The 24,653-nt window shown below is 71.0% G+C and carries 23 protein-coding genes; 19 read left to right on the top strand and 4 right to left on the bottom strand.

Annotated features, from left to right (window positions below; genetic code table 11):
• The first annotated feature begins 46 nt into the window (after nucleotides 1–46).
• The 4 genes from N5875_RS24995 to N5875_RS24980 all read left to right on the top strand — a co-directional run bounded on the left by N5875_RS24995 (nucleotide 47) and on the right by N5875_RS24980 (nucleotide 5,395).
• Nucleotides 47–1,204 (top strand): acyl-CoA dehydrogenase family protein, encoded by a 1,158-nt coding sequence (locus tag N5875_RS24995; protein WP_266892111.1) that lies wholly within the window; start codon nucleotides 47–49, stop codon nucleotides 1,202–1,204.
• Between the two features lie 6 nt (nucleotides 1,205–1,210).
• Nucleotides 1,211–2,080: an acyl-CoA thioesterase II gene (tesB, locus tag N5875_RS24990; protein WP_318212934.1), complete on the top strand. Its 870-nt coding sequence runs from the start codon at nucleotides 1,211–1,213 to the stop codon at nucleotides 2,078–2,080.
• A 24-nt stretch (nucleotides 2,081–2,104) separates the two neighbouring features.
• On the top strand, nucleotides 2,105–3,073 hold the full coding sequence (locus tag N5875_RS24985) for a cation diffusion facilitator family transporter (protein WP_318212933.1): 969 nt from the start codon (nucleotides 2,105–2,107) through the stop codon (nucleotides 3,071–3,073).
• Nucleotides 3,074–3,190: 117 nt separating this feature from the next.
• Nucleotides 3,191–5,395: a VCBS repeat-containing protein gene (locus tag N5875_RS24980; protein WP_318212932.1), complete on the top strand. Its 2,205-nt coding sequence runs from the start codon at nucleotides 3,191–3,193 to the stop codon at nucleotides 5,393–5,395.
• A gap of 145 nt (nucleotides 5,396–5,540) precedes the next feature.
• Here N5875_RS24980 and N5875_RS24975 read toward each other — a convergent pair whose 3' ends face one another.
• Both N5875_RS24975 and N5875_RS24970 read right to left on the bottom strand, forming a co-directional pair.
• On the bottom strand, nucleotides 5,541–6,314 hold the full coding sequence (locus N5875_RS24975) for a phosphatase (protein ID WP_318212931.1): 774 nt from the start codon (nucleotides 6,312–6,314) through the stop codon (nucleotides 5,541–5,543).
• 88 nt (nucleotides 6,315–6,402) lie between these two features.
• Nucleotides 6,403–7,011, bottom strand: coding sequence for a TetR/AcrR family transcriptional regulator (locus tag N5875_RS24970; protein WP_338496110.1), 609 nt, complete (start codon nucleotides 7,009–7,011; stop codon nucleotides 6,403–6,405).
• Nucleotides 7,012–7,098: 87 nt separating this feature from the next.
• Between N5875_RS24970 and N5875_RS24965 the strand changes: the two genes are divergently transcribed.
• From N5875_RS24965 to N5875_RS24925, 9 genes are all read left to right on the top strand, one after another.
• Nucleotides 7,099–8,706 carry a carboxyl transferase domain-containing protein gene (locus N5875_RS24965; protein WP_338496108.1) on the top strand — a complete coding sequence of 536 codons (1,608 nt, stop codon included), beginning with the start codon at nucleotides 7,099–7,101 and terminating at the stop codon, nucleotides 8,704–8,706.
• Between the two features lie 14 nt (nucleotides 8,707–8,720).
• Nucleotides 8,721–10,646: an acetyl/propionyl/methylcrotonyl-CoA carboxylase subunit alpha gene (locus N5875_RS24960; protein WP_338496106.1), complete on the top strand. Its 1,926-nt coding sequence runs from the start codon at nucleotides 8,721–8,723 to the stop codon at nucleotides 10,644–10,646.
• The gene (locus tag N5875_RS24955; RefSeq protein WP_318212963.1) at nucleotides 10,643–11,581 is read left to right on the top strand and encodes a hydroxymethylglutaryl-CoA lyase; all 939 of its coding nucleotides are present in this window, start codon (nucleotides 10,643–10,645) and stop codon (nucleotides 11,579–11,581) included. The genes N5875_RS24960 and N5875_RS24955 overlap by 4 nt, the downstream gene beginning before the upstream one ends.
• Before the next feature lie 8 nt (nucleotides 11,582–11,589).
• Nucleotides 11,590–12,750: an acyl-CoA dehydrogenase family protein gene (locus N5875_RS24950; protein ID WP_338496104.1), complete on the top strand. Its 1,161-nt coding sequence runs from the start codon at nucleotides 11,590–11,592 to the stop codon at nucleotides 12,748–12,750.
• Between the two features lie 105 nt (nucleotides 12,751–12,855).
• On the top strand, nucleotides 12,856–13,716 hold the full coding sequence (locus tag N5875_RS24945; protein ID WP_338496101.1) for a siderophore-interacting protein: 861 nt from the start codon (nucleotides 12,856–12,858) through the stop codon (nucleotides 13,714–13,716).
• Nucleotides 13,717–13,854: 138 nt separating this feature from the next.
• Entirely contained in the window at nucleotides 13,855–15,294 is a 1,440-nt protein-coding gene (locus N5875_RS24940; RefSeq protein WP_338496098.1) for an aspartate aminotransferase family protein, read from the top strand.
• Nucleotides 15,281–16,564, top strand: coding sequence for a lysine N(6)-hydroxylase/L-ornithine N(5)-oxygenase family protein (locus N5875_RS24935; RefSeq protein WP_338496095.1), 1,284 nt, complete (start codon nucleotides 15,281–15,283; stop codon nucleotides 16,562–16,564). The genes N5875_RS24940 and N5875_RS24935 overlap by 14 nt, the downstream gene beginning before the upstream one ends.
• A complete protein-coding gene (locus tag N5875_RS24930; protein WP_318209934.1) occupies nucleotides 16,561–17,091 on the top strand; it encodes a GNAT family N-acetyltransferase in 531 nt (176 codons plus the stop codon). The genes N5875_RS24935 and N5875_RS24930 overlap by 4 nt, the downstream gene beginning before the upstream one ends.
• The gene (locus tag N5875_RS24925; protein ID WP_338496093.1) at nucleotides 17,088–18,878 is read left to right on the top strand and encodes an IucA/IucC family siderophore biosynthesis protein; all 1,791 of its coding nucleotides are present in this window, start codon (nucleotides 17,088–17,090) and stop codon (nucleotides 18,876–18,878) included. The genes N5875_RS24930 and N5875_RS24925 overlap by 4 nt, the downstream gene beginning before the upstream one ends.
• 161 nt (nucleotides 18,879–19,039) lie before the next feature.
• Here the strand turns inward: N5875_RS24925 and N5875_RS24920 are convergent, their stop codons facing one another.
• Nucleotides 19,040–19,531, bottom strand: a complete 492-nt coding sequence (locus N5875_RS24920) for a peptidase inhibitor family I36 protein (RefSeq protein WP_318209936.1) — start codon at nucleotides 19,529–19,531, stop codon at nucleotides 19,040–19,042.
• A 141-nt stretch (nucleotides 19,532–19,672) separates the two neighbouring features.
• Between N5875_RS24920 and N5875_RS24915 the strand changes: the two genes are divergently transcribed.
• From N5875_RS24915 to N5875_RS24890, 6 genes are all read left to right on the top strand, one after another.
• Entirely contained in the window at nucleotides 19,673–20,665 is a 993-nt protein-coding gene (locus tag N5875_RS24915) for an ArsR family transcriptional regulator (RefSeq protein ID WP_338496091.1), read from the top strand.
• A gap of 147 nt (nucleotides 20,666–20,812) precedes the next feature.
• Nucleotides 20,813–21,277: a hypothetical protein gene (locus N5875_RS24910; RefSeq protein WP_338496089.1), complete on the top strand. Its 465-nt coding sequence runs from the start codon at nucleotides 20,813–20,815 to the stop codon at nucleotides 21,275–21,277.
• Nucleotides 21,278–21,478: 201 nt separating this feature from the next.
• Nucleotides 21,479–21,673 (top strand): DUF397 domain-containing protein, encoded by a 195-nt coding sequence (locus N5875_RS24905; RefSeq protein WP_338496087.1) that lies wholly within the window; start codon nucleotides 21,479–21,481, stop codon nucleotides 21,671–21,673.
• Between the two features lie 55 nt (nucleotides 21,674–21,728).
• Nucleotides 21,729–22,298 (top strand): hypothetical protein, encoded by a 570-nt coding sequence (locus tag N5875_RS24900; protein ID WP_338496085.1) that lies wholly within the window; start codon nucleotides 21,729–21,731, stop codon nucleotides 22,296–22,298.
• Entirely contained in the window at nucleotides 22,273–22,473 is a 201-nt protein-coding gene (locus N5875_RS24895) for a hypothetical protein (RefSeq protein WP_338496082.1), read from the top strand. The genes N5875_RS24900 and N5875_RS24895 overlap by 26 nt, the downstream gene beginning before the upstream one ends.
• Before the next feature lie 60 nt (nucleotides 22,474–22,533).
• Nucleotides 22,534–23,001: a hypothetical protein gene (locus N5875_RS24890; protein WP_338496080.1), complete on the top strand. Its 468-nt coding sequence runs from the start codon at nucleotides 22,534–22,536 to the stop codon at nucleotides 22,999–23,001.
• Nucleotides 23,002–23,005: 4 nt separating this feature from the next.
• Here the strand turns inward: N5875_RS24890 and N5875_RS24885 are convergent, their stop codons facing one another.
• Entirely contained in the window at nucleotides 23,006–24,640 is a 1,635-nt protein-coding gene (locus N5875_RS24885) for a beta-N-acetylhexosaminidase (RefSeq protein ID WP_338496078.1), read from the bottom strand.
• Nucleotides 24,641–24,653: the final 13 nt, after the last annotated feature.

Genomic DNA, 24,653 nt, shown 5'->3' with positions numbered 1-24,653 from the left:
ACAGGGCGCGGGCCGGACCAGGACAGGACCCGAAGGAGGACGGCTCGTGCGCCGTACCGTATTCAACGAGGACCACGAGGCGTTCCGGGAGACCATCCGCGCCTTCATCGAGGCCGAGGTCGTCCCGGTCTACGACGAGTGGTTCGCGGCCGGCCAGGCGCCGCGCGAGTTCTACGACAAGCTCGGCGAGCTGGGCGTCTTCGGCATCAACGTGCCCGAGGAGTTCGGCGGCGCGGGCCTGGACACCCACAAGTTCGAGGCCGTCCTCTACGAGGAGACCTCGCGCGCGGGTGTGCAGTTCGGCGGCTCCGGTGTCCACGTGCTGCTCGCCCTGCCGTACATCAAGATGCTCGCCACCGGCGACCAGAAGAAGCGCTACCTGCCGAAGTTCGTCACCGGCGAGGAGATGTGGGCCCTCGCGATGACCGAGCCGGGCACCGGCTCCGACGTCGCGGGCATGAAGACCACCGCCAAGCTCTCCGAGGACGGCACGCACTACGTCCTCAACGGCTCCAAGACCTTCATCACCGGTGGCGTCCACGCCGACCGCGTGATCGTCTGCGCCCGTACGTCCGCCCCGACGGCCGAGGACCGCCGCTTCGGCATCTCCCTCTTCGCCGTGGACACCAAGTCCGAGGGCTACTCCATCGGCCGCAAGCTGGACAAGCTGGGCCTGCGCACCTCCGACACCGCCGAGCTCGCGTTCGTCGACGTCAAGGTCCCGGTCGAGGACCTGATGGGCGAGGAGGGCAAGGGCTTCTACTACCTCGGCCACAACCTCGCCTCCGAGCGCTGGGGCATCGCCTTCGGCGCGTACGCGCAGGCCAAGGCCGCCGTCCGGTTCGCCAAGGAGTACGTGCAGGACCGCACCGTCTTCGGCAAGCCGGTCGCACACTTCCAGAACACCAAGTTCGAGCTGGCCGCCTGCCAGGCCGAGGTCGACGCCGCCGAGGCCGTCGCCGACCGCGCCCTGGAGGCCCTGGACGCGGGCGAGCTGTCCCCGGCCGAGGCCGCGAGCGCCAAGCTCTTCTGCACCGAGGTCGCGCACCGCGTCATCGACCGCTGCCTCCAGCTGCACGGCGGCTACGGCTACATGAACGAGTACCCGATCGCGCGCCTGTACGCCGACAACCGCGTCAACCGCATCTACGGCGGCACCAGCGAGATCATGAAGTCGATCATCGCCAAGTCGATGGGCCTGTAGGTCCAGGTGCCCGACGCGCACAGCGCCCTGGATGGCCTGCTCGATCTGCTCGACCTGGAGCGGATCGAGCGGGACATCTTCCGGGGCGAGTCCCGCTCCGCGCTCGTCCCCCGTGTCTTCGGCGGCCAGGTGGCCGCCCAGGCCCTGGTGGCGGCGGGGCGGACGGTCCCGGAAGACCGCCTGGCGCACTCGCTCCACGCGTACTTCCTGCGTCCCGGGGACCCGGGCGCGCCGATCGTCTACACGGTCGACCGCATCCGCGACGGACGCTCCTTCGCCACCCGCCGGGTCGTCGCCGTCCAGCACGGGCAGCCGATCTTCCATCTGTCCGCCTCCTTCCAGACGTACGAGGAAGGGCTGGACCACCAGGCGGACATGCCGGCCGCGCCGGACCCGGAGTCGCTCCCCACACCGGCCGAGATGCTGCCCCGGCACCTCCCCCGCGAGGTCGCGGACCGGCTGATCGAGGCCAGGGCCGCCGTCGACCTCCGCTACGCCGAGGTCCCGCCGTGGGGCTCGGTCGGGGAGCCGCGCGAGCCGCGCTCCCAGGTCTGGTTCCGCACCAACGGCAAGCTGGCCGACGATCCTCTCCTCCACGTCGTCCTCGCCACGTACGTCTCCGACATGACGCTGCTCGACTCCGTCCTGCTCGCGCACGGGCGGGGCGGCTGGGCCGTCGGGGACGTCGTCGGGGCGTCCCTGGACCACGCGATGTGGTTCCACCGCCCCTTCAGGGCCGACGAATGGCTCCTGTACGACCAGGAGTCGCCGACCGCGTCCGGCGGACGCGGCCTGGGCCAGGCCCGGATCTACACACAGGACGGCAGGCTCGCCATCTCGGTCATCCAGGAGGGTGTCGTTCGCGTGCCGCGCTGATGATCGGACATAACGTCCGATGTCATGGCAGAGCAGTCGGAGAACGGTGAGAGCACGTTCACGGTGATCGTGGCGGCGGTGGCGAATCTGGGGATCGCCGCCGCCAAGGCCGTCGCCGGTGTCGTCAGCGGGTCCAGCGCGATGCTGTCGGAGGCCGCCCACTCGGTCGCCGACACCGTCACCGAGGTCATGCTGCTCACCGCGCTGAAGCGGAGCGACAGACCGGCCGACGAGGACCACCCGGTGGGCTACGCGGGCGAACGCTACGTCTGGGCGCTGCTCGCGGCCGTGGCCACCTTCGTCGGCGGCGCGGTCTTCTCCGTCTACGACGGCATCCACACCCTCACCCACGGCGAGGAGTTGGGCGACCCGCTGGTCTCGTACATCGTGCTCGGCGTCGCCTTCGTCCTGGAGGGCTACTCCCTCCGGACCGGCGTCAGGCAGATGCGGGCCGAGGCGGAACGGGCCCGCACCCCCTTCGCCCGCTATCTCCGCCTCACCCCCGACACCACCGTGAAAGCGGTGGTGATGGAGGACTCCGCCGCCCTGGCCGGCCTGATGCTGGCGGCGGGCGGCCTGCTCGGCGGCCAGATCACCGGCTCCGGCGTCTGGGACGGCGTCGCGTCGATCCTCATCGGCGTGCTGCTCGTGTACGTGGCGTGGGTCCTCGGCCGCTCCAACGCCGAACTCCTCATCGGCCGCCCGCTCCCCAAGCACATCCGGACGGAGATCCGCGAGGAACTCCTCTCCGTCCCGCACGTGGTGGACGTCCTGGACCTGACGACCCTGATCCAGGGGCCGGGCGAGGCCCTGATCGCGGCGAAGGTCGACTTCAGGGACGTGGCGTCGGCGGAGCAGGTGGAGTGGGCGTGCGAGGACGCGGAGTCCCAACTCCGCGAACGCTTCCCCCAGATCCGCCGCGTCTACCTGGACCCGACGCCGGGTGTGGAGCAGCGCCGGGACCGGCGGCCCTCCGGTCCGGGCCCGATCTGACGGATTCGATCTTCTTTCCGGACGTCGGATGCCGGATGTCGTACAACCTTGCACGGCTGTCGCGGGTCCTGTGGTTGTGGCGTAGGGACGCCACAACCACAGCCCGGAGGAAGCCCCTTGAAGCACCTCAGCCCGGCCGGCCGGAACCTCGCCGTCGCCGTCACCGTCACCCTCGCCGTGACAGCCGGGACGGCCCTGGCCGCCACCCCCGCCCTCGCCGCCCCACGAGCGGTCACCGCCGCATCGGCGGAGCAGCAGGCGGGCCCCTTCGCCCTCGGCTTCAACGAGCAGCTGCACGGCGGCGGCTCCACCGGGTTCCTGACCTGGGCCGGTTCCAGCGACGGCCTGACCACCAGCTGGCAGTGGCGCCGGGCCGCGGACGGGGCCGTGACCACCCTGCCCAAGGGCGCCCCCGACCACGTCAACCCCACGGCAGCGACGGACAGCGACCTCGTCGCGGTGCAGACAGGGGGAAGCAGCTACCGGCTCCTGGACATGGCGGGCGGCGAGCCCGTCGACATCGACACCAGCTCCGTGGGCGAGGGGGCGGAACTCCGGCAGGTCGCGCGTGACACCCTCGTCATGGTCCGCGCCGGCAACAGCCTCCACCTCGTCTCCAAGCCCGGGGACGCGGTCGTGCACCGCCAGGTGCAGGGCCTGCCCGCCGACGCGCACATCCGGGACCTCACGTACTCCCCCTCCGGTGTCCTCGTCGTCCGGTACGTCTCGGACGTGGAGCACCTCGCCGTCGTCGACCTCGCCGGGGCGAAGGTCGTCGAGGACCGGCCCGTACCCCGCCTCTACCACGCGTCCGAGGTCGCTGTCTCGGCCACCCACCTGGCCTGGTCCGAGAGCGACCCCGACGGCTCCGTGACCCTGGTGACGGCCCTCCGGGGTGCGGCGGGCACGACGCGGCACACCACCTTCGAGACCCACGGCGGCTTCCACGTTCCGGTCAACCTGCTCGGGGACTGGGTCGTGTACGGCGTGTCCGACAAGGAGCTCTCGGCCGTCTCCCTCAAGGACGGCACGACCGCCGGCCTCCTCGGCGACGTGGGGGGCGTGTCGGGGTCCGGCGACGACCTGCTGGCGCAGGGCAGCACTGCGGAGCACGGCGACGGCCTGTACCGGATCGCTCTCGCCCCGGAGGGCCGGCCCTCCGTCACCCAGGTGGCGACCAACGGCGCGAGGACTCCGGTCTCGGTCGTGGACGAGCAGGTGCCCGCCACCGCCGGTTTCGGCACGGCCGGGTCCGAGGCGGTGCTGCGGTGGAAGCTCAGCCGGGGCGACGTGAGGGTGAGCCTGCGGCTGACGCACAAGGCGACGGGGAAGACCTGGACGGCCGACAAGGGGCTTCTGGGGACGGACGCCGAGGCCGCCTTCGCGTGGGACGGGACCTTCTCGAACGGGACCGCCGCGTACAACGGCGCCTACGCGTGGCAGGTCACCGCCACCCCGCTCAACGGCGTCGGCGGGCAGGTCGAGCGGACCGGCACCCTCCAGGTCGCGAGCGGCACCGCCCCGCACGACTACTCGGACAGCGGCTCCCCCGACCTGCTCGTCCGCGACAGCTCGGGCCACCTCGCCTCGTACGACGTCCGGCAGTTCGTCGCGCAGTCGGAGAAGCCGTGGGAGCGGACCGAGCGGGGCGGCGGCTGGTTCGCGTACGACCGGCTGCTGTCCGCCGGGAACCTCGACGCGACCCCGTACGCGGACGTCGTCGCCCGCGACAAGCAGGGCGTGCTGTGGCTCTACTCGGGCACGGGCCACTCCCTTTCGCAGCGGGTCCGGATCGGCTCCGGCTGGGGCGTGTACACGACGTTCGCGGCGGGCTCCGACCTGACCGGCGACGGCCGCCCCGACCTCGTCGCCACCGACACGGGAGGCGTCCTGTGGCTGTACAAGGCCACCGGCGACGCCGCCAAGCCGTTCGCGCCGCGCGTCCGCGTCGGCGGCGGGTGGAACACGTACGACCTGCTCACCGCCCCGGGCGACATCGGCGGCGCGAAGACCGGCGACCTCCTGGCCCGCGACCGGAACGGCAACCTGTGGCTGTACCTCGGAAAGGGGGACGGCACGTTCGCGCCGCGCACCAAGGTCGGCGGCGGGTGGAGCCAGTTCCGGCACATCGTCAACATCGGCGATGTGGACCGGGACGGCCGGGCGGACCTGATCGCGGAGAGCGGATCCCCGGAGTCCTCGCTGCTCCACGTCTACAAGGGCACCGGTGACTGGAAGGCCCCGTTCGGGCGCGGAAGGTACCTCGACGTCGTCTCGCCGTACAGCTCCGCGTACGGCACCCCCGGCCCCGTCGTCTTCTGATCCCCTCACCGCAAGGGGGAGGCGCCCCAACACGGACGCCCCGCGCCGCCCCGACACGGACGCCCCGCGCCGCCTCGGCGCGGGGCGTTCCCGTCTTCCGGTCCCGTGACCCGGTCCCGTGACCCGGTCCGGGGCGCTCGGGCCGTCAGAGCAGGCCGGCCGCGTTCAGGGTGTACGTCGTCATCGGCTCGTAGAAGCGCGGGTCCAGGACATGGTCGTCCAGCGGAATCGTGACCTGCATCGTCCCCTCCGCCTCACCGAGGAAGAGCGCGGGGTCGTTGCAGTCCGCGTACCCCACGGAGTCGATCCCCCACTGCCCCGCCCGCCCGGCCCAGCCGTGGTCCGCGATCACCAGGTCCGGGCGCCCGTCCTCGCCGAGCGCGTCCAGGATCGCGTTCATCGGCTCCGGGGAGTGGGTGTGCCAGAGGCTCGCCCCGCGCTCGAAGACGGCGACGTCGGCGAACTGCACGACGTACCCCTCGTCGGCGATGAGCCCCCCGGGGATGCGGACGATGTCACAGCCCTGCGCGCGCAGCGCCGCCGCGACCCGGCTGTGCACGTCGATCAGCGAGCCGGGGTGGCCGGTCGCGAAGAGGACCCGCTCCTTGCCGGCGGCTGCCTTGCGCAGCCGGGCGGCCATCCGCTCCAGGCCGTCCACGGTGAGCTCGGGGTCGATGGTGTCCTGCCCGGCCCGGTGCGCCGGGTCGTCGATGACACCGCAGCGCTCGGCCATCACGGCGAGCACGTCCTGCTCGTCGGTCCAGCGGTCACCGAGCTCCAGGCCGAGCCAGTAGTGCCGGTCGCCGTTGGCGAGCTTGCGGTAGTGGGAGAGGTTGTTGTCGCGCGGGGTGGCGACGTCTCCCGCGATCCGGGTACGGACGAGGTGCTCGACAAGGGCGGCGCGGCTGAGTATCGGCATGGGGCTCATTCTGGAGGACGCCGACCTGTTGTGGGCAATCGTTCCGTCCCGTGGACCCGCCGGGGACTGGCCGGGCACGAGCCGGTGACTAGCCGGCCAGCGCCCCGAACGCCCCATGGGCGAGGCGGCGCAGCAGGGATTCCATCGGGCCGCGACCGAGGGCCGCGAGGTGGGGGGTCGAGTTGAGGAGGCCGAAGACGGCGTGGACGGCCGTCCGCGCCTCCGATTCCCCCGCGTCCGGGTACAGCTCCCGCACCACCGCCACCCACAGTTCCACGTACTGCCGCTGGAGCTGCCGTACGCGCTTGCGGTCCTCGTCCTTCAGGCGGTCGAGCTCGCGGTCGTGGAGGGTGATCAGCGGGCGGTCGTCGAGGGCGAAGTCGATGTGCCCGTCGATGAGGGCGCCGAGCAGGGCCTCGGGGTCGCCGGTCGTCTCGCCGGCCCGGAGCAGACCGCCGTCGAGGAGGCGCTCGCTGATGCCGACGAGGAGCTCGGCGAGCATCGCGTCCTTGCCGGGGAAGTGACGGTAGAGACCGGGGCCGCTGATGCCGACCGCGGCCCCTATCTCGTCCACGCCCACGCCGTGGAAGCCACGCTCGGCGAAGAGGCGGGCGGCCTCTTTGAGGATCTGCTCGCGCCGCGTCGGGGCATCGGTCCTGCCGGTGGCGGTCCTGGTCGTGGTCGGGGTGGTGGCCATGGAGGCAATTCTAGACAACGCCGTTAGCGGTCGTTAACCTGAACGACATACGTTAACGCTCATTAACCGAGCAAGGGAGCTCGAGGGATGCAGCAGGCACCTGTGCTGACGAGTGCGGCGGACCCCGCCTCGCCGGCCTGGCAGGCGAACGAGGCGGCGCACCATGAGCTGGCGGCGACCCTGCGTGCCAAGCTCGCGGCGGCGGCGCTGGGTGGTGGTGAGAGGTCCCGGGCGCGGCATACCGCGCGGGGGAAGCTGCTGCCGAGGGACCGGGTGGACACTCTGCTCGACGCGGGCTCGCCGTTCCTGGAGCTGGCGCCGCTGGCGGCGAACGGGATGTACGGGGATGCTGCCCCGGCGGCGGGTGTGATCGCGGGCATCGGTCGGGTGTCGGGCCGTGAGTGTGTGATCGTCGCGAACGATGCGACGGTCAAGGGCGGTACGTACTACCCGATGACGGTGAAGAAGCACCTCCGCGCCCAGGAGGTGGCGCTGGAGAATCGTCTCCCCTGCCTGTACCTGGTGGATTCGGGTGGTGCGTTCCTGCCGATGCAGGACGAGGTCTTCCCGGACCGCGAGCACTTCGGGCGGATCTTCTACAACCAGGCGCGGATGTCGGGGGCGGGCATCCCGCAGATCGCGGCGGTCCTGGGCTCGTGCACGGCCGGTGGCGCGTATGTGCCGGCGATGAGCGACGAGGCGGTGATCGTACGGAATCAGGGCACGATCTTCCTGGGTGGTCCGCCGCTGGTGAAGGCGGCGACCGGTGAGGTCGTGACGGCGGAGGAGCTGGGCGGTGGTGAGGTCCACTCGCGGATCTCCGGTGTCACCGACCACCTTGCCGAGGACGACGCCCACGCGCTGCGGATCGTCCGCAACATCGTGGCGACGCTTCCGGAGCGTGGGGCGCTGCCGTGGTCGGTGGAGCCGGTGGAGGAGCCGAAGGTCGATCCGTACGGGCTGTACGGGGCGGTGCCGGTGGATTCCCGTACTCCGTACGACGTGCGCGAGGTGATCGCGCGGGTCGTGGACGGATCGCGTTTCCAGGAGTTCAAGTCGGAGTACGGGCAGACGCTGGTCACGGGCTTCGCCCGGATCCACGGGCATCCGGTGGGGATCGTCGCCAACAACGGCATCCTGTTCGCCGAGTCCGCGCAGAAGGGCGCGCATTTCATCGAGTTGTGCGACCAGCGTGGGATTCCGCTGGTGTTCCTGCAGAACATCACCGGTTTCATGGTCGGCAAGGCGTATGAGCACGGTGGTATCGCCAAGCACGGCGCGAAGATGGTGACGGCGGTGGCCACCACCCGGGTGCCGAAGCTGACGGTCGTGGTCGGTGGTTCGTACGGTGCGGGCAACTACTCGATGTGCGGGCGGGCGTACTCGCCGCGCTTCCTGTGGATGTGGCCGAACGCGAAGATCTCGGTGATGGGCGGGGAGCAGGCCGCCTCGGTCCTGGCGACCGTCAAGCGCGACCAGCTCGGCGACGACTGGAGCGCGCAGGACGAGGAGGCGTTCAAGGCTCCGATCCGTGAGCAGTACGAGACCCAGGGCAGCGCTTACTACGCGACCGCGCGGCTGTGGGACGACGGGGTCATCGACCCGCTGGAGACCCGGCAGGTCCTCGGACTCGCGCTGACCGCCTGTGCCAACGCGCCGCTGGGAGACCCCCAGTTCGGCGTCTTCCGGATGTGAGGGGACCGCAGAAGATGTTCGACACAGTCCTTGTGGCCAACCGGGGCGAGATCGCGGTCCGTGTCATCCGCACGCTGCGGGCCCTGGGTGTACGTTCGGTGGCGGTGTACAGCGACGCGGACGCCGACGCCCGGCACGTACGGGAGGCGGACACGGCGGTACGCATCGGTCCGCCGCCGGCCTCGGAGTCGTACCTGTCGGTGGAGGCACTGCTCGACGCGGCCGCCCGGACGGGCGCGCAGGCCGTCCACCCCGGCTACGGCTTCCTGGCCGAGAACGCCGGGTTCGCGCAGGCCTGCGCGGACGCGGGCCTGGTCTTCATCGGCCCCCCGGCCTCCGCGATCTCGCTGATGGGCGACAAGATCCGGGCGAAGGAAACGGTGAAGACGGCGGGCGTCCCCGTCGTGCCCGGCGCGGCCGACCCCGAACTGGTCGAGGCGGCCCGGAAGTTGGGGGCGCCCGTTCTGCTCAAGCCGTCCGCCGGCGGTGGCGGCAAGGGGATGCGGCTCGTCCGGGACCTCGCAGTCCTGGACGAGGAGATCGCGTCCGCGCGCCGTGAGGCCCGCGCGTCGTTCGGCGACGACACGCTGCTGGTGGAGCGGTGGATCGACCGCCCCCGGCACATCGAGATCCAGGTCCTGGCGGACGCCCACGGCAACGTGATCCACCTCGGCGAGCGCGAGTGCTCGCTCCAGCGCCGCCACCAGAAGATCATCGAAGAGGCACCCAGCGTCCTGCTGACTCCGGAGCTCCGGGCGTCGATGGGCGCGGCGGCGGTCGAGGCGGCCCGGTCCTGCGGCTATGTGGGCGCGGGCACGGTCGAGTTCATCGTCCCGGGCGGCGACCCCTCCTCGTACTACTTCATGGAGATGAACACCCGCCTCCAGGTCGAACACCCGGTCACGGAGCTGATCACGGGTATCGACCTGGTGGAGTGGCAGCTGAGGGTGGCGGCGGGCGAGCGGCTCCCCTTCACGCAGGACGAGATCCGGCTGGACGGCTGGGCGATCGAGGCCCGCATCTGCGCCGAGGACCCCTCCCGCGGCTTCCTCCCGTCGGGCGGTACGGTCCTGGCGCTGAACGAGCCGCAGGGCAACGGCGTCCGCACCGACTCCGGCCTCTCGCAGGGCACGGAGGTCTCCTCCCTCTACGACCCGATGCTCTCGAAGGTCATCGTCCACGCCGAGGACCGCCCCACGGCCCTCCGTAAACTCCGCGCGGCCCTCGCCGACCTGACGACCCTGGGCGTCCCCACGAACGCAGGCTTCCTCCGAAGGCTCCTCGCCCACGAGGCCGTGGTGGCGGGCGACCTGGACACGGGTCTGGTGGAACGGGAGGCGGAGAACCTGATCGACGCCGGGGTCCCGCAGGAGGTGTACGCGGCGGCTGCCGCCGTACGCCTCGCGGAGCTGGCCCCGGCGCCCCGGGACGGCTGGACCGACCCGTTCTCGGTGCCGAGCGGCTTCCGGCTGGGCGGCACCCCGATGGTCCCGGCCTTCTCGCTGCGCGTACCGGGCCTCGAACCCGTCACTCGCCGGGCCGCCGACGACGCCCGGGTCACCGACACCACCGTGCACGTGACCGTCGACGGTGTCACCCACACCTTCCACCGCGCAGGCGACTGGCTCGGCCGTGAAGGCGACTCCTGGCACGTCATGGACCACGACCCCGTCGAGGCCGCGCTCTCCGGCGCCCGGCACGGCGGCGCCGACACGCTCGCCGCGCCCATGCCCGGCACGGTCACCGTCGTGAAGGTGGCCGTCGGGGACGAGGTCGAGGCCGGGCAGAGCCTGCTCGTCGTCGAGGCGATGAAGATGGAGCACGTCATCTCCGCCCCGCACGCCGGCACCGTCACCGAGCTGGACGTCACACCCGGCACCACCGTCGCCATGGACCAGATCCTGGCCGTGGTGAAGCCCCGCGACGAGGAGGACGCATGACCGCCGCCGGACTGCCCATGGTGGTGCCCGATCCCGCCCTGCCGGCCCGGGTACGGATCCACGAGGTCGGCGCGCGCGACGGCCTGCAGAACGAGAAGGGCGCCGTCCCGACCGGCGTGAAGGCGGAGTTCATCCGGCGGCTGGCCGCCGCCGGGCTCTCCACCGTCGAGGCGACCAGCTTCGTGCACCCCAAGTGGGTGCCCCAGCTGGCCGACGCGGAGGAGCTGTTCCCGCTGGTCCGCGACCTCCCCGTCCGTCTCCCCGTCCTCGTGCCGAACGAGCGCGGTCTCGACCGCGCCCTCGCCCTCGGCGTCCGTGAGATCGCCGTCTTCGCCTCCGCCACGGAGTCCTTCGCGAAGGCCAACCTCAACCGGACCGTGGACGAGGCCCTCGCCCTCTTCGCCCCGACGGTCACCCGTGCCATAGAGGCGGGGCTCAAGGTCCGCGGCTATCTGTCGATGTGCTTCGGCGACCCCTGGGAGGGCGCCGTCCCCGTCGAGCAGGTCGTCCGCGTCACCAAGGCCCTGGCCGAGATGGGCTGCGACGAGCTGAGCCTCGGCGACACCATCGGGGTCGCCACCCCCGGGCATGTCGAAGCCCTGCTGACCGCGCTCGACGAGGCCGGCGTGCCCACCTCCCGTATCGCCGTGCACTTCCACGACACCTACGGCCAGGCCCTCTCCAACACCCTCGCCGCCCTGCGCCACGGGGTGACGACGGTCGACGCCTCCGCCGGCGGCCTCGGCGGCTGCCCGTACGCGAAGAGCGCGACCGGCAATCTCGCCACCGAGGATCTCGTGTGGATGCTCGACGGTCTCGGCATCGAGACCGGGGTCGATCTGGCCGCCCTCACCGCCACAAGCGTGTGGATGGCCGACCAGCTGGGCCGCCCCAGCCCTTCCCGTACCGTCCGCGCCCTCTCCCACAAGGAGTGACGTCCCCCATGTCTCTCGACCACCGGCTCACCGCAGAGCACGAGGAACTCCGCCGTACCGTCGAGGCGTTCGCGCACGACGTCGTGGCGCCGAAGATCGGCGACTACTACGAGCGGCACGAGTTCCCGTACGAGATCGTCCGCGAGATGGGCCGCATGGGCCTGTTCGGGCTGCCGTTCCCCGAGGAGTACGGCGGCATGGGCGGCGACTACCTGGCGCTCGGCATCGCCCTGGAGGAGCTGGCCCGGGTCGACTCCTCCGTCGCGATCACCCTGGAGGCGGGCGTCTCGCTCGGCGCGATGCCCGTGTACCTCTTCGGTACGGACGAGCAGAAGCGCGAGTGGCTGCCGAGGCTCTGCGCGGGCGAGCTGCTCGGCGCCTTCGGTCTCACCGAGCCCGGCGCGGGCAGTGACGCGGGCGGCACCCGCACCACCGCCGTGCGCGACGGCGACGAGTGGGTCATCAACGGTTCGAAGTGCTTCATCACCAACTCCGGTACGGACATCACGGGTCTGGTGACGGTCACGGCGGTCACCGGCCGCAAGCCCGACGGCCGACCGCTGATCTCCTCGATCATCGTCCCCTCCGGCACCCCCGGCTTCACCGTCGCCGCCCCGTACTCGAAGGTCGGCTGGAACGCCTCGGACACCCGTGAGCTGTCCTTCGACGACGTCCGGGTCCCGGTGGGGAACCTGCTCGGCGAGGAGGGCCGCGGGTACGCGCAGTTCCTGCGGATCCTGGACGAGGGCCGGGTCGCGATCGCCGCCCTTGCGACGGGTCTGGCGCAGGGCTGTGTCGACGAGTCGGTGAAGTACGCGAAGGAACGTCACGCCTTCGGCCGGCCGATCGGCGACAACCAGGCCATCCAGTTCAAGATCGCCGACATGGAGATGCGGGCGCACATGGCCCGGATCGGCTGGCGGGACGCGGCCTCGCGGCTGGTCCTCGGCGAGCCGTTCAAGAAGGAGGCGGCGATCGCGAAGCTGTACTCCTCGACGGTGGCCGTGGACAACGCCCGTGAGGCGACCCAGATCCACGGCGGCTACGGCTTCATGAACGAGTACCCGGTGGCCCGGATGTGGCGCGACTCGAAGATCCTGGAGATCGGCGAGGGCACGAGCGAGGTCCAGCGGATGCTGATCGCCCGGGAGTTGGGCCTCCAGGCCTGACCCGGCCGACCCGGCCCGTTCGGCAGGGAGGGCCCGTCATCCCGAGGGGGTGGCGGGCCCTCCCCCCGTACCAGGATTTATGAGGTTAGGCTAACCTATGTTTTCATGACGAACCCCGAGACCGCCCCCTTCCAGTTCTTCCGCCTCCAGGTGGACCGGACCCGGCGGCTCGGCCCGTCCCTGGTCCGCGTCACCTTCACCGGCGACGAGCTGAAGAACTTCGCCGCCGGCGGCCGCGACCAGTCACTCTCCCTCTTCCTGCCGCACCCCGGCCAGGACGCGCCGGTCCTGCCGCCGCTCGACAACCCGGACATGTACGCGATCCTCGGCGCCTGGCGCGCGATGCCCGACGACGAGCGGGCCGTGATGCGTTCGTACACCGTCCGCGAGCAGCGCACCGAGCCGGAGCACGGCGAGAACGCCGTCGACATCGACTTCGCGATCCACGAGGACGGCGGCCCCGCCTGCCGTTGGGCCTCGCGCGCCACCCCGGGTGACCGCGTGGTCGTCCTCGGCCCGGCGGTCGCCGAGAACACCGGCGTCCGCTTCCAGCTGCCCGAGGACGCCGACTCGGTCCTGATCTGGGCGGACGAGACGGCCCTGCCGGCCGCCTCGGCGATCCTGGAGTGGCTGCCGGCCGAGACCCGCGCCCAGGTGTTCCTGGAGGTGCCGTACTCCGGCGACCGTACGGAGCTCGCGACGCGGGCGGACGCGACCGTCACCTGGCTCGTACGCGAAGAGGGGGCGCCGTCCGCCGTGGAGGCGGTGCGCGGCGTCGAGCTGCCCGGGGAGGCCCCGTACGTCTGGATCGCGGGCGAGTCGGGCGCGGTGAAGGCGCTGCGTCGGCACTTCGTCCGGGACCGTGAAATCGACCGGCGCCGGGTGACGTTCGTCGGCTACTGGCGCAAGGGTCTGTCCGAGGACGCGCTGCGCGAGGTCCCGGACGAGACGCAGGAAGACGCGTAGGCGTTCGCGCCTCAACTCCCGTCCCCCGAGTGTGACCTGAGAGGGGCGAGGGGACGTTGCGATGCTTCGTTAGGTTAGGCTAACCTAACGAAGCGTCGCCGCCCCCTCACCCCTCTCTGCTGTCCGGAGGCCCCCCACATGCGCTCGCACCTGCTCAATGACGCCACGGCGGAGAGCTACCGCCGCTCCGTCACCGAAGGAGTCGAGCGGGTGGCGGACAAACTCGCCGCGACGCGACGTCCGTTCACCGGAGTGACCCCCGCCGAGCTCGCCCCCGTCATCGACGCCGTCGACCTCGACCGGCCGCTCGGCGACTCCTCCGCCGCGCTCGACGAGCTGGAGAGCGTCTACCTCCGCGACGCCGTCTACTTCCACCACCCCCGCTACCTGGGCCACCTCAACTGCCCGGTGGTCATCCCCGCCGTCCTCGGCGAGGCCGTCCTCTCGGCGGTCAACTCCTCGCTGGACACCTGGGACCAGAGCGCCGGCGGCACCCTGATCGAGCGCAAGATCGTCGACTGGACCTGCGGCCGCATCGGCCTCGGCCCGGCCGCCGACGGCGTGTTCACCAGCGGCGGTACGCAGTCCAACCTCCAGGCGCTGCTCCTCGCCCGCGAGGAGGCGAAGACCACCGACCTGTCGAGGCTCCGGATCTTCTCCTCCGAGTGCAGCCACTTCAGCGTCCAGAAGTCGGCCACCCTCCTCGGCCTCGGCCAGGACGCCGTCGTCTCCATACCGGTCGACCGGAACAAGCGGATGCAGTCCGTCGTCCTCGCCGCCGAGCTGGCGGCCTGCCGCGCCGAGGGCCTCGTCCCGATGGCGATCGTCGCCACCGCCGGCACCACCGACTTCGGCTCCATCGACCCGCTGCCCGAGATCGCCGCCCTGGCCGACGAGTACGGCGCCTGGATGCACGTGGACGCCGCCTACGGCTGCGGACTGCTCGCCTCCCCCACCCGCCGCCACCTCCTGGACGGCATCGAGCGGGCCGACTCGGTCACCGTCGACTTCCACAAGTCCTTCTTCCAGCCGGTGAGTTCCTCCGCCATCCTGGTCCGCGACGGCGGGACCCTGCGCCACGCGACGTACCACGCGGATTACCTGAACCCGGCTCGCACGGTCGCCGAGCGCATCCCCAACCAGGTCGACAAGTCCCTCCAGACCACCCGCCGCTTCGACGCGCTCAAGCTGTGGATGACGCTGCGCGTGATGGGCGCCGACGGGGTCGGGCAGCTCTTCGACGAGGTCTGCGACCTGGCCGCCGAGGGCTTCGCGCTGCTCGCCGCCGACCCGCGCTACGACGTCGTGGTCGAGCCGCAGATCTCCACCCTCGTCTACCGCTACATCCCGGAGAACGTCACGTCCCCCGAGGACATCGACCGGGCCAACCTGCACGCCCGCAAGGCCCTGTTCGCCTCCGGCGAGGCCGTCGTCGCCGGCACCAAGGTCGACGGCCGCCAGTACCTCAAGTTCACCCTGCTCAACCCCGAGACCACCGCGGCCGACATCGCCGCCGTCCTCGATCTGATCGCCGGCTACGCCGAGCAGTACCTGGGAGAGACCCTTGTCCACGCCTGAGACGACCGAGATCCACGACTTCATCGGCATCGGACTCGGTCCGTTCAACCTCGGACTCGCCTGCCTGACCGAGCCGATCCAGGAGCTGAACGGCCTCTTCCTGGAGTCGAAGCCCGACTTCGAATGGCACTCGGGGATGTTCCTCGAAGGCGCCCACCTCCAGACCCCGTTCATGTCGGACCTGGTCACGATGGCCGACCCGACCTCGCGGTACTCCTTCCTGAACTACCTGAAGGACAAGGGCCGGCTGTACTCGTTCTACATCCGCGAGAACTTCTACCCGCTGCGGACCGAGTACAACGACTACTGCCGCTGGGCCGCCGGGCGCCTCTCCTCCGTCCGCTTCTCGACGACCGTCGCGACCGTGACGTTCGACGAGACCGCCGAGGTGTACGTGGTGACCACCGAGGCCGGAGAAACGTTCCGCTCGCGTCGTCTGGTCCTCGGCACCGGCACCCCGGCGTACGTCCCCGAGACCTGCCAGGGCCTCGGCGGCGACCTCATCCACAACTCGCGCTACCTCCCGAACAAGGAGGAGCTCCAGAAGAAGAAGTCGATCACCCTGGTCGGCAGCGGCCAGAGCGCCGCCGAGATCTACTACGACCTCCTCAGCGAGATCGACGTCCACGGCTACCAGCTGAACTGGGTGACCCGCTCCCCCCGCTTCTTCCCCCTCGAATACACCAAGCTCACCCTGGAGATGACCTCCCCGGAGTACGTGGACTACTTCCATGCCCTCCCCGAGCAGACCCGCTACCGCCTGGAGACCCAGCAGAAGGGCCTCTTCAAGGGCATCGACGGCGAGCTGATCGACGCCATCTTCGACCTGCTCTACCGGAAGAACCTGAACGGCCCCGTGCCCACCCGGCTCCTCACCAACTCCGCGCTGCACGCCGCCGCGTACGACGACACCAGCGGCACGTACACCCTCGGCTTCCGCCAGGAGGAGCAGGAGAAGGACTTCACCCTGGACACCGAGGGCCTGATCCTCGCCACCGGGTACAAGTACGCCGTCCCCGCCTTCCTGGAGCCGGTCCGCGACCGCCTCAACTGGGACGGCCAGGGCCGCTTCGACGTGGCCCGCAACTACGCGATCGACACGACGGGCCGCGGGGTGTTCCTGCAGAACGCCTCCGTGCACACCCACTCGATCACCTCGCCCGACCTCGGCATGGGGGCGTACCGCAACGCGTACATCATCGGGGCGATGCTGGGCTACGAGTACTACCCCGTCGAGAAGACCATCGCTTTCCAGGAGTTCGCCGCATGACCGTCCGCTTCCGCCCGCTCGATCCCCTCAAGGACGCGGAGCTGCTCCACGCCTGGGTCACCCACCCCAAGGCCGCCTTCTGGATGATGCAGGACGCGACCCTGGAGGACGTCGTGCGCGAGTACACGGCGTTCGCCGCGCACCCGCACCACGAGGCGTTCATCGGCCTGGTCGACGGAACGCCCGCGATCCTCATGGAGCGCTACGACCCCGCCCACCTGGAACTGGTCGGGCTCTACGAGCCGCAGCCGGGTGACGTCGGCATGCACTTCCTCGTCGCGCCCACCGACACCCCCGTGCACGGCTTCACCCGCAAGGTGATCACCGCCGTGATGACGGAGCTGTTCGCCGACCCGGCGACCGCGCGCGTGGTCGTCGAGCCGGACGTGTCCAACAAGGCCGTCCACGCGCTCAACGAGGCCGTCGGCTTCGTGCCGGAGCGGGAGATCCAGAAGCCGGAGAAGAAGGCGCTCCTTAGCTTCTGCACCCGGGAGCAGTTCGAGGCCGCCGTGGGAGCCGCCGTATGAGCACCGTCGTCCGGGGCGCCGAGTCCGTCGCGCACCTCACCCCCGAGCTGTGGGCCGACGCCAACCGCGCCCTGATCCGCAAGGGTCTCGCCGAGTTCGCCCACGAGCGTCTCCTCGACCCGCGCGAGCTGGGCGAGAGCCGCTACGCGGTCCTGTCGGACGACGGCGCCACCGAGTACCGCTTCACCGCGGACCGGTACGCCCTCGACCACTGGCAGGTCTACGCCGAGTCGATCAGCCGCCACCGCGGCGACGAGCAGCTCCCGCTGGACGCGCTCCAGTTCATCACCGAGCTGCGCGGCTCCCTCGGCCTGAGCGACGAGGTCCTGCCGGTCTACCTGGAGGAGATCTCCTCCACGCTCGCGGGCACGGCGTACAAGGCGACGAAGGAGCCGATCAGCTCCTCCGAACTCACCCACGCGGGCTTCCAGGCGATCGAGACGGGGATGACCGAGGGTCACCCCTGCTTCGTCGCCAACAACGGCCGGCTCGGCTTCGGTGTCGACGAGTTCCGCGCGTACGCCCCCGAGGCGGCGAGCGAGATCCACCTGATCTGGCTGGCGGCGCGGCGCGACCGCACCACGTTCACGGCCGGCGCGGGCATCGACTACGAGACCTTCGTCCGCGCGGAGCTGGGCGACGCGGCGGTGGACGGCTTCGCGACGACCCTGGCGGCCCGCGGCCTCGACCTGGCCGACTACCTCCTCATGCCGGTCCACCCCTGGCAGTGGTGGAACAAGCTGTCCGTCACCTTCGCGGCCGAGGTCGCGCAGCAGCGCCTGGTGTACCTGGGCGAGGGCGACGACGCGTATCTGGCGCAGCAGTCGATCCGTACGTTCTTCAACACCTCGGATCCGGCGAAGCACTACGTCAAGACGGCGATCTCGGTCCTCAACATGGGCTTCATGCGGGGCCTTTCGGCCGCGTACATGGAGGCGACTCCGGCGATCAACGACTGGCTGCACGGCCTGATCGCCTCGGACGAGGTCTTCACGGACGCCGGCTTCTCGATCATCCGGGAGCGCGCGGCGATCGGCTACCGGCACCTGGAGTACGAGGCCGCGACCGACCGCTACTCGCCGTACCGCAAGATGCTGGCGGCGCTCTGGCGCGAGTCGCCGGTCCCGGCCCTCGCCGAGGGCGAGCGCCTGGCGACGATGGCGTCCCTCGTCCACGTGGACCACGCGGGCGCGTCCTTCGCGGGCGCGCTGATCAAGGAGTCGGGCCTGGAGCCGACGGCGTGGCTCCGCCGGTACCTGGACGCGTACCTCCTCCCGGTGCTGCACAGCTTCTACGCGTACGACCTGGCGTTCATGCCGCACGGCGAGAACGTGATCCTGGTCCTGGACGAGCGCGGCGCGGTCGCGCGGGCGATCTTCAAGGACATCGCCGAGGAGATCGTCGTCATGGACCCGACGGCGGTCCTGCCGCCGGCGGTGGAGCGGGTCCGCGCCGAGATCCCGGAGGACATGAAGCTCCTCTCGGTCTTCACGGACGTCTTCGACTGCTTCTTCCGCTTCCTGTCGGCGACGCTGGCGACGGAGGGAGTCCTCACGGAGGACGACTTCTGGCGGACGGTGGCGGAGTGCGTGCGCGGCTACGAGCAGTCGAAGCCGGAACTGGCGGACCGGTTCGCCCAGTACGACATGTTCGCGGAGACCTTCGCCCTGTCGGCCCTGAACCGCCTCCAGCTCCGCAACAACAAGCAGATGGTCGACCTCGCGGACCCGTCGGCGGCCCTCCAGCTGGTCGGCGACCTGGTGAACCCGATCGCGCGGTTCGCCTGACCTTCCCCAGAGACCGATGCGAGCCCCGCCGGAGTACGGTCCTCCGCCGGGGCTCGCATCTCTTCCTCAGGGGCCCTACCATGCGCGGACTGTGCGGGTACGGGGCCGCGGGTTCCAAGTCCGGCTCCTGGCCGCGGAGTCCATGCCCCGGCCGCTCCGGTCTACTCGGGGCAGCCGCTCGCGTTGTGGCGGCACAGGGAGCCGATGTTGTACGTGCCGGCGAGGTTGCCCTGGCCTCCCGAGAGCGTGCTGCCGATGCGGTCCTTGTAGTCGAAGGCCTTGTAGTAGTGGTAGCGGTAACTCGTGCGGTTGTAGACGGACTTGGCGGGCGAGCCGTTGTTCATCCACGAGCACTGCTCGCGCGCCCGCGGGACGAGGGACGAGCTCCACTGGCACTTCGAGCCCGAGCCGCTCGTGCCGGAGAAGAAGCAGATGTAGCCGCTCGTGCAGTCGGAGTACGCCTGGGTGCCGACCTCGCCGGGCGGCACGCTGAAGCCGATGGCCTCACCCGCGCCCAGGGACACCGCGACGGCCTGCGCCGGCGCGGGGGCCGCGGGCGCTTCCTGAGCCGCCTGCGCGGTCGGGGTGACCGCGAGGGCGGCGCCCAGGAGGGCTGTTGTCGCGAAGGCTGTGATGACGGACCGTAGAGCCACGGTGGTTCCCTTCGTGGGAGTGCACGGACAGGCACGTCGGCGCTCCTCGCGCCGCGTTGAACCCGAGGGTCCCTGACGCGAGCATGGTGAACCAGAGCTTGTGACTCTGCCTGAAAAGCCCAGGCCATAAGGGGGAACTGAATGCTCCGCATCCACTTCACCGACGCCGACCTGACGCGCACACGGATGGGCACCGCGCCCGATCCGTTGTGGGAGATCTGCATGAGCCTGCACCGCTTCCAGACCAGGCAGGGGCGCTGGGCCCACGCCGACTGGTTCCGCACCACCCGTACCCGGCTGCACGCCAAGGGGTTCGGTCGCACCTTGAGCACGTTCCTCTTACCCCTGGTCCCGCGTGCCGCCTACTTCCCCGACTTCCTCACTCCTGTCGAAGCCGCCGAGGGACTCGAATCGGGACTCGAAGCCGTCCTGAGCACCCCCACGCGCCGGGTGCTGCACGAGGTGAGCCTCCTCGACCGGACCAGTGGCGCTCCCGACTGGGCTCCCCGTCTCGCCGAGCCGGACTTCCGCGAAGAGCTGGTCCGGGCCCTGCGCACCTACCACGACATCGCCATCGCTCCCTACGACGACCGCATGCAGGCGCGCCTCGACGCCGAACGCGCCACACAGGCCCGCGCCGTCCTCAGCAGCGGAGCCGAAGGCATCCTGCAGAGCCTGGGGCCGGCACTGCGATGGCGCCGGCCGGTCCTGTCGGCGAACTATCCCAAGGAGCGTGACCTGCACCTCGGCGGCCGGGGGCTCCTCCTGATCCCGTCCTACTTCTGCTGGGGAACCCCGGTGACCTTCCACAGCACGACACTCGATCCCGTGCTGCTCTACCCGCTCAGCCAGGAGCCCCGCCCCTCCGCGCTTCCGGAGGGCCTCGGCTCCGGAGCGCCCCTGGCCGCTCTGCTCGGCCGCACCCGGGCCTGTGTCCTACGTGCCGTCACGTCGGGCGCCACCACGGGCGAACTCGCCCGTGCGGCAGGGGTCTCCGCGTCGTCCGCGAGCCAGCACGCCGCCGCCCTGCGCCGCACCGGCCTCCTCACCACCCACCGCAACGCCACATCGGTGCTGCACACGCTCACACCACTCGGAGCCGCCCTTCTGCGCGCCAACACCCCGACGACCTGATCCCGCTCCGGAGCAGCTGATTCCTCCTTGGCGGCCTGGGCTTTTCAGGCACGGATGAACACCCTGGCCGGCTCTGCCCGCGCCGAGGGATGCTCAGGCCGCCTGGTGACTGCGAGGGTCTCCAGAAAAGAACCGGAAGGCAATCACATGCGAGTTGCACGGATGGCCGCAGGATCGATAGCCATCATCACCGCTGCTCTCGGGCTGAGTCTGTCGACCGCCGGCCCCGCCGCGGCCGCCGACAGCGGCAGCTGGCGCGCCTACGGCAACACGAACCCGATCACCTCCAGCTCCAGTACGTGGCACTGCGCCGGCACCAAGACGATCGCCACCAACGTGGGCGCGCAGGTCTGCGCGATCAGGTCGCAGGGAGGGGGCTCCGTACAGGCGGCGGTGATCGTCCGCAACAACCGGTCCAGCCTCTACTCCGTCCAGGCGGCGATGGACCTGTACAGCTCGTCCGGCAAGCTGGGCGCCTGGCTGTGTTCGTCCTCCGGGGTCGGGGCGAACTCGTGGTCGGTGTGCTTCGGGAAAACTCTCTCCCAGAGCGGCGCGGTGGACTCGGTAGGGAACGCCAACGGTGTGAACCTCGGCATCTCACCGAAGGTCTGAGCCCGGACCCGTCGAAGCGGCACGAATCCTGATATCGGCGTGAGCCCCGGCGGAGTACGGTCCTCCGCCGGGGCTCGCGTCACGTCGCCGTCGGGCGCCTCGGCGGTTGAGGACCTGCTTGACCTCGTCCGTCACGTGCGCGGCCTGGAGGTCACGGCCCCGCTCGTCGGGGTGGGCGTACCAGGGGAGTCCGGTCCCACCATGGGGCTTGACCTGGGAGCCCTCCAGCAGGCCGCCGATGCCCCGGTCGGCGCCGTCGCACGCGGTGTTGCTCGCGGCCGGTTCGTCCCCGTCCGTGACTCCAAGCGCCCCGCCGGCCCCGTCCTCGACCTCCCCGCCACCGCCTTCACCACCTTCGTGGCCGGCGTCAAGGACGGCCGACCCGGCGCCGTCTGAACAGCCGAGGCCGGGCTACGGCTCGGTCCCGCGCGCCACGGCCTCCCGCGAGGGCATGCGGTACTGCCCGGCGCCCAACGAGCCGCCGCTCGAAACGCAGACGCCGTGCATCTCGCAGGATCCCGCCCAGAAGTACGCGGAGAACCACGGCTACCGGCGCCAGATGGCGATCACCGAGGAGCAGCGTGCCGGGGCGCAGGGCGAGGCGGAGGCCCTCGCCCGGGCCCTGCGGGGTCTCGCGGGCACGTCGGCCGGTGAGGCGGAGGTCCGGGCGGCGGCCGCCGCCCTCGGCCTGGAGGCGCACAGGATCGAGTACCGGGAACGCGGCCCCTACATCGAGCTCGGCGGCGGCGAGGGCAAGGTCTGCGTCAACGCCCTGATCGACGAGCAGAACCGGACCACCGCCGAGGTCGCCGGCCGCACGATGGACGGCACGTGCCTCCCCGGCCTCGGAGGCCACTGGCCCCGCCCGTACAACCATTCGCCCGCCAGTGAGTCTCACCCGGCGAAAGGGGATCACATTGCTCTGGTTCTACCCCGGCACCACCTCCGGTGGCGTCGGCGCCCGCAAGCTGATCGGCTCCGGCGGCTGGAACGCGATGGACACCTTCCTCGCGGTCGGTGACACCACCGGCGACGGCCGCCCCGATCTCTCGACCGTCACCAACGGCGATTACGTCATCGACGGCTTCCGGGGACACCCGGGATGGCTGGTCGGCTACCGCGGCCTCGGCACCGGCGGCTTCGCGGCCGGCGACCGGACCGACGGCGAGTGGTGGGGCCTCAACGGCGCCTTCTGACCCACCGGCGGAACACCGAACGGGCTGTGCGGACGCGCGCCCGTGTGGTGGGAGGCGGGCATGGAGGCCGTGCTGGCCAGTCTGGTCGCCGTCGCGGGAACCCTGGCGGGTTCCGTCATGACCTTCGCCGTGCAACGCCGTACGAGCGCGCGGGCGGAGGCCTTCAGCCGTTCCCAGCAGCTGCGCCAGGAGCGGCTGGTGACGTACGCCGCCTACGCCGGAGCCGTCACGGCGCTCAAGCAGGCCACCGTCGCCCTCTGGTTCCGGCTGCGGGAGGCTCCCGACGGGCCCGAGGCGCGGCAGGCTTTCGCCGAGTGCGACCGGCTGGGCGCCGCGGCGGAGGACGCACAGTTCCGAGTCCGGCTCCTCGCCGAGGACGCCACGCTCGTGGCGCTCGCCGTCTCGGCCTTCGACGCCGTCGCTCCCCTGCGCACGGCGTCCGACGGAGCCGAACTGGCCGACCGTGAGCAGGACCTGCAGCGCGCCCTCAACGCCTTCGTCGTCGCGGCCGCGCCCCAGGTCCATTGATCCGCTACTCCGCGGGCCAGGGCACCTCCGGCGAGCGGTAGTAGCCGATGCCCAGGGCGTCGAAGCGCGGGGCCTGTTCCGCGAGGCGGACCTTGTACGTGTCCCAGTCGTGGGTCGCCGCCGGTGACCAGCCCAGTTCCGCCAGGCCCGGCAGGCGCGGGAAGGCCATGACGTCCAGGTCGTCCGTGGTGGCCAGGGTCTCCGTCCACAGCGGGGCCTCGATGCCCCGGACGGTGTCCTCCGGGGCGCCGGCGAGGTAGGTGGCCGGGTTCCAGTCGTAGGACTTGCGGACCTCCACGTAGCCCGCCCAGGCGAGGCCGAGCTTGGTGTCCTTCGTGTACTTCATGTCGAGGTACGTGCGGTCGGCCGGGGAGAGGATCAGACCGGTGCCCTTCCGTGCGGCGGCCGCGACCCGTTCCTTCTCCTCCGTGGGGGTGCGGTCGAGGCCCCAGTACTGGACGAGGGCGCCGTCCGCCGGGGTCGTACCGGTCAGCTGGTGCCAGCCGACGACCTTCTTGCCGTACTTCGCGACGACCGGCTGCACCTTGTCCATGAAGGTCACGTAGTCCGCGTGGCTGGTCGAGTGCGCCTCGTCACCGCCGATGTGGATGTACCGGCCGGGGGTGAGCGCGGCGATCTCGCGGATCACGTCGTCGACGAAGTCGTACGTGACGGGCTTCGGCACGCACAGGGAGCTGAAGCCGACCTTGACGCCGGTGTAGAGCTCGGGGGCGACGCCGTCGCAGTTGAGCTCGGCGTAGGAGGCGAGGGCGGCGTTGGTGTGGCCGGGGAGGTCGATCTCGGGGATCACCTCCTGGTAGCGGGAGGCGGCGTACCGGACGATCTCCTGGTACTGCGCCTTGGTGTAGAAGCCGCCGGGGCCGCCGCCGACCTCGGTGGAGCCGCCGTGGGTGGTGAGCCGGGGCCAGGAGTCGACGGCGATGCGCCAGCCCTGGTCGTCGGAGAGGTGCAGATGGAGGGTGTTGACCTTGTAGAGCGCGAGCTGGTCGATGTACCGCTTCACCTCGGCGACGGTGAAGAAGTGCCGGGATACGTCGAGCATGGCGCCCCGGTAGGCGTACCGGGGGGTGTCGGTGATGGTGCCGCCGGCGATCTTCCAGGGCCCGTTCTGGACGCTCTTGCGCTCGACGGCGGAGGGCAGCTGCTGGCGCAGGGTCTGGACGCCCCGGAAGAGCCCGGCGGGTTCACGGGCGGTGAGGGTGACGCCGTCGGGTGCCGAGCGGAGCCGGTAGCCCTCGGCGCCGAGGGCGGTGTCGCCGGGGCTGAGGCGGAGCCGGATGCCGCCGCGGGCGGCGTGCTCGTCGACGACGGGCAGCGGGAAACCGGTGGCGGGGCGGAGCAGTCCGGCGAGGTAGCGGCCGAGCTCCCGGGTCTCGCGGTTCGCGCCGTCCACGCCGATGCGGGTGGTCCGGGTGAGGGCGTAGGGCTCGCCCTCGGGGGTGACGGAGGCGGGTACGGGCACGATGCGGCCGAGCGGGCGGACCTCCGGCTCGACGGCGGAACCGCCGCTCTTGCCGTCCGTCCCGCCGTCGGCGGTGGCTTCGCCGCAGCCGACACCGGCGGCGGCGACCAGGAGCAGGGATCCGATCAGGCGCGGAATGCTTCGGCGCGGTGTCACAGGCTGGTCCCCT

The organism is Streptomyces sp. SJL17-4 (assembly GCF_036826855.1).
In the GTDB taxonomy this organism is placed as follows: domain Bacteria; phylum Actinomycetota; class Actinomycetes; order Streptomycetales; family Streptomycetaceae; genus Streptomyces.
Note: the sequence above shows the minus strand (reverse complement) of the source record. Positions and strands in the feature narration are given on the sequence as shown.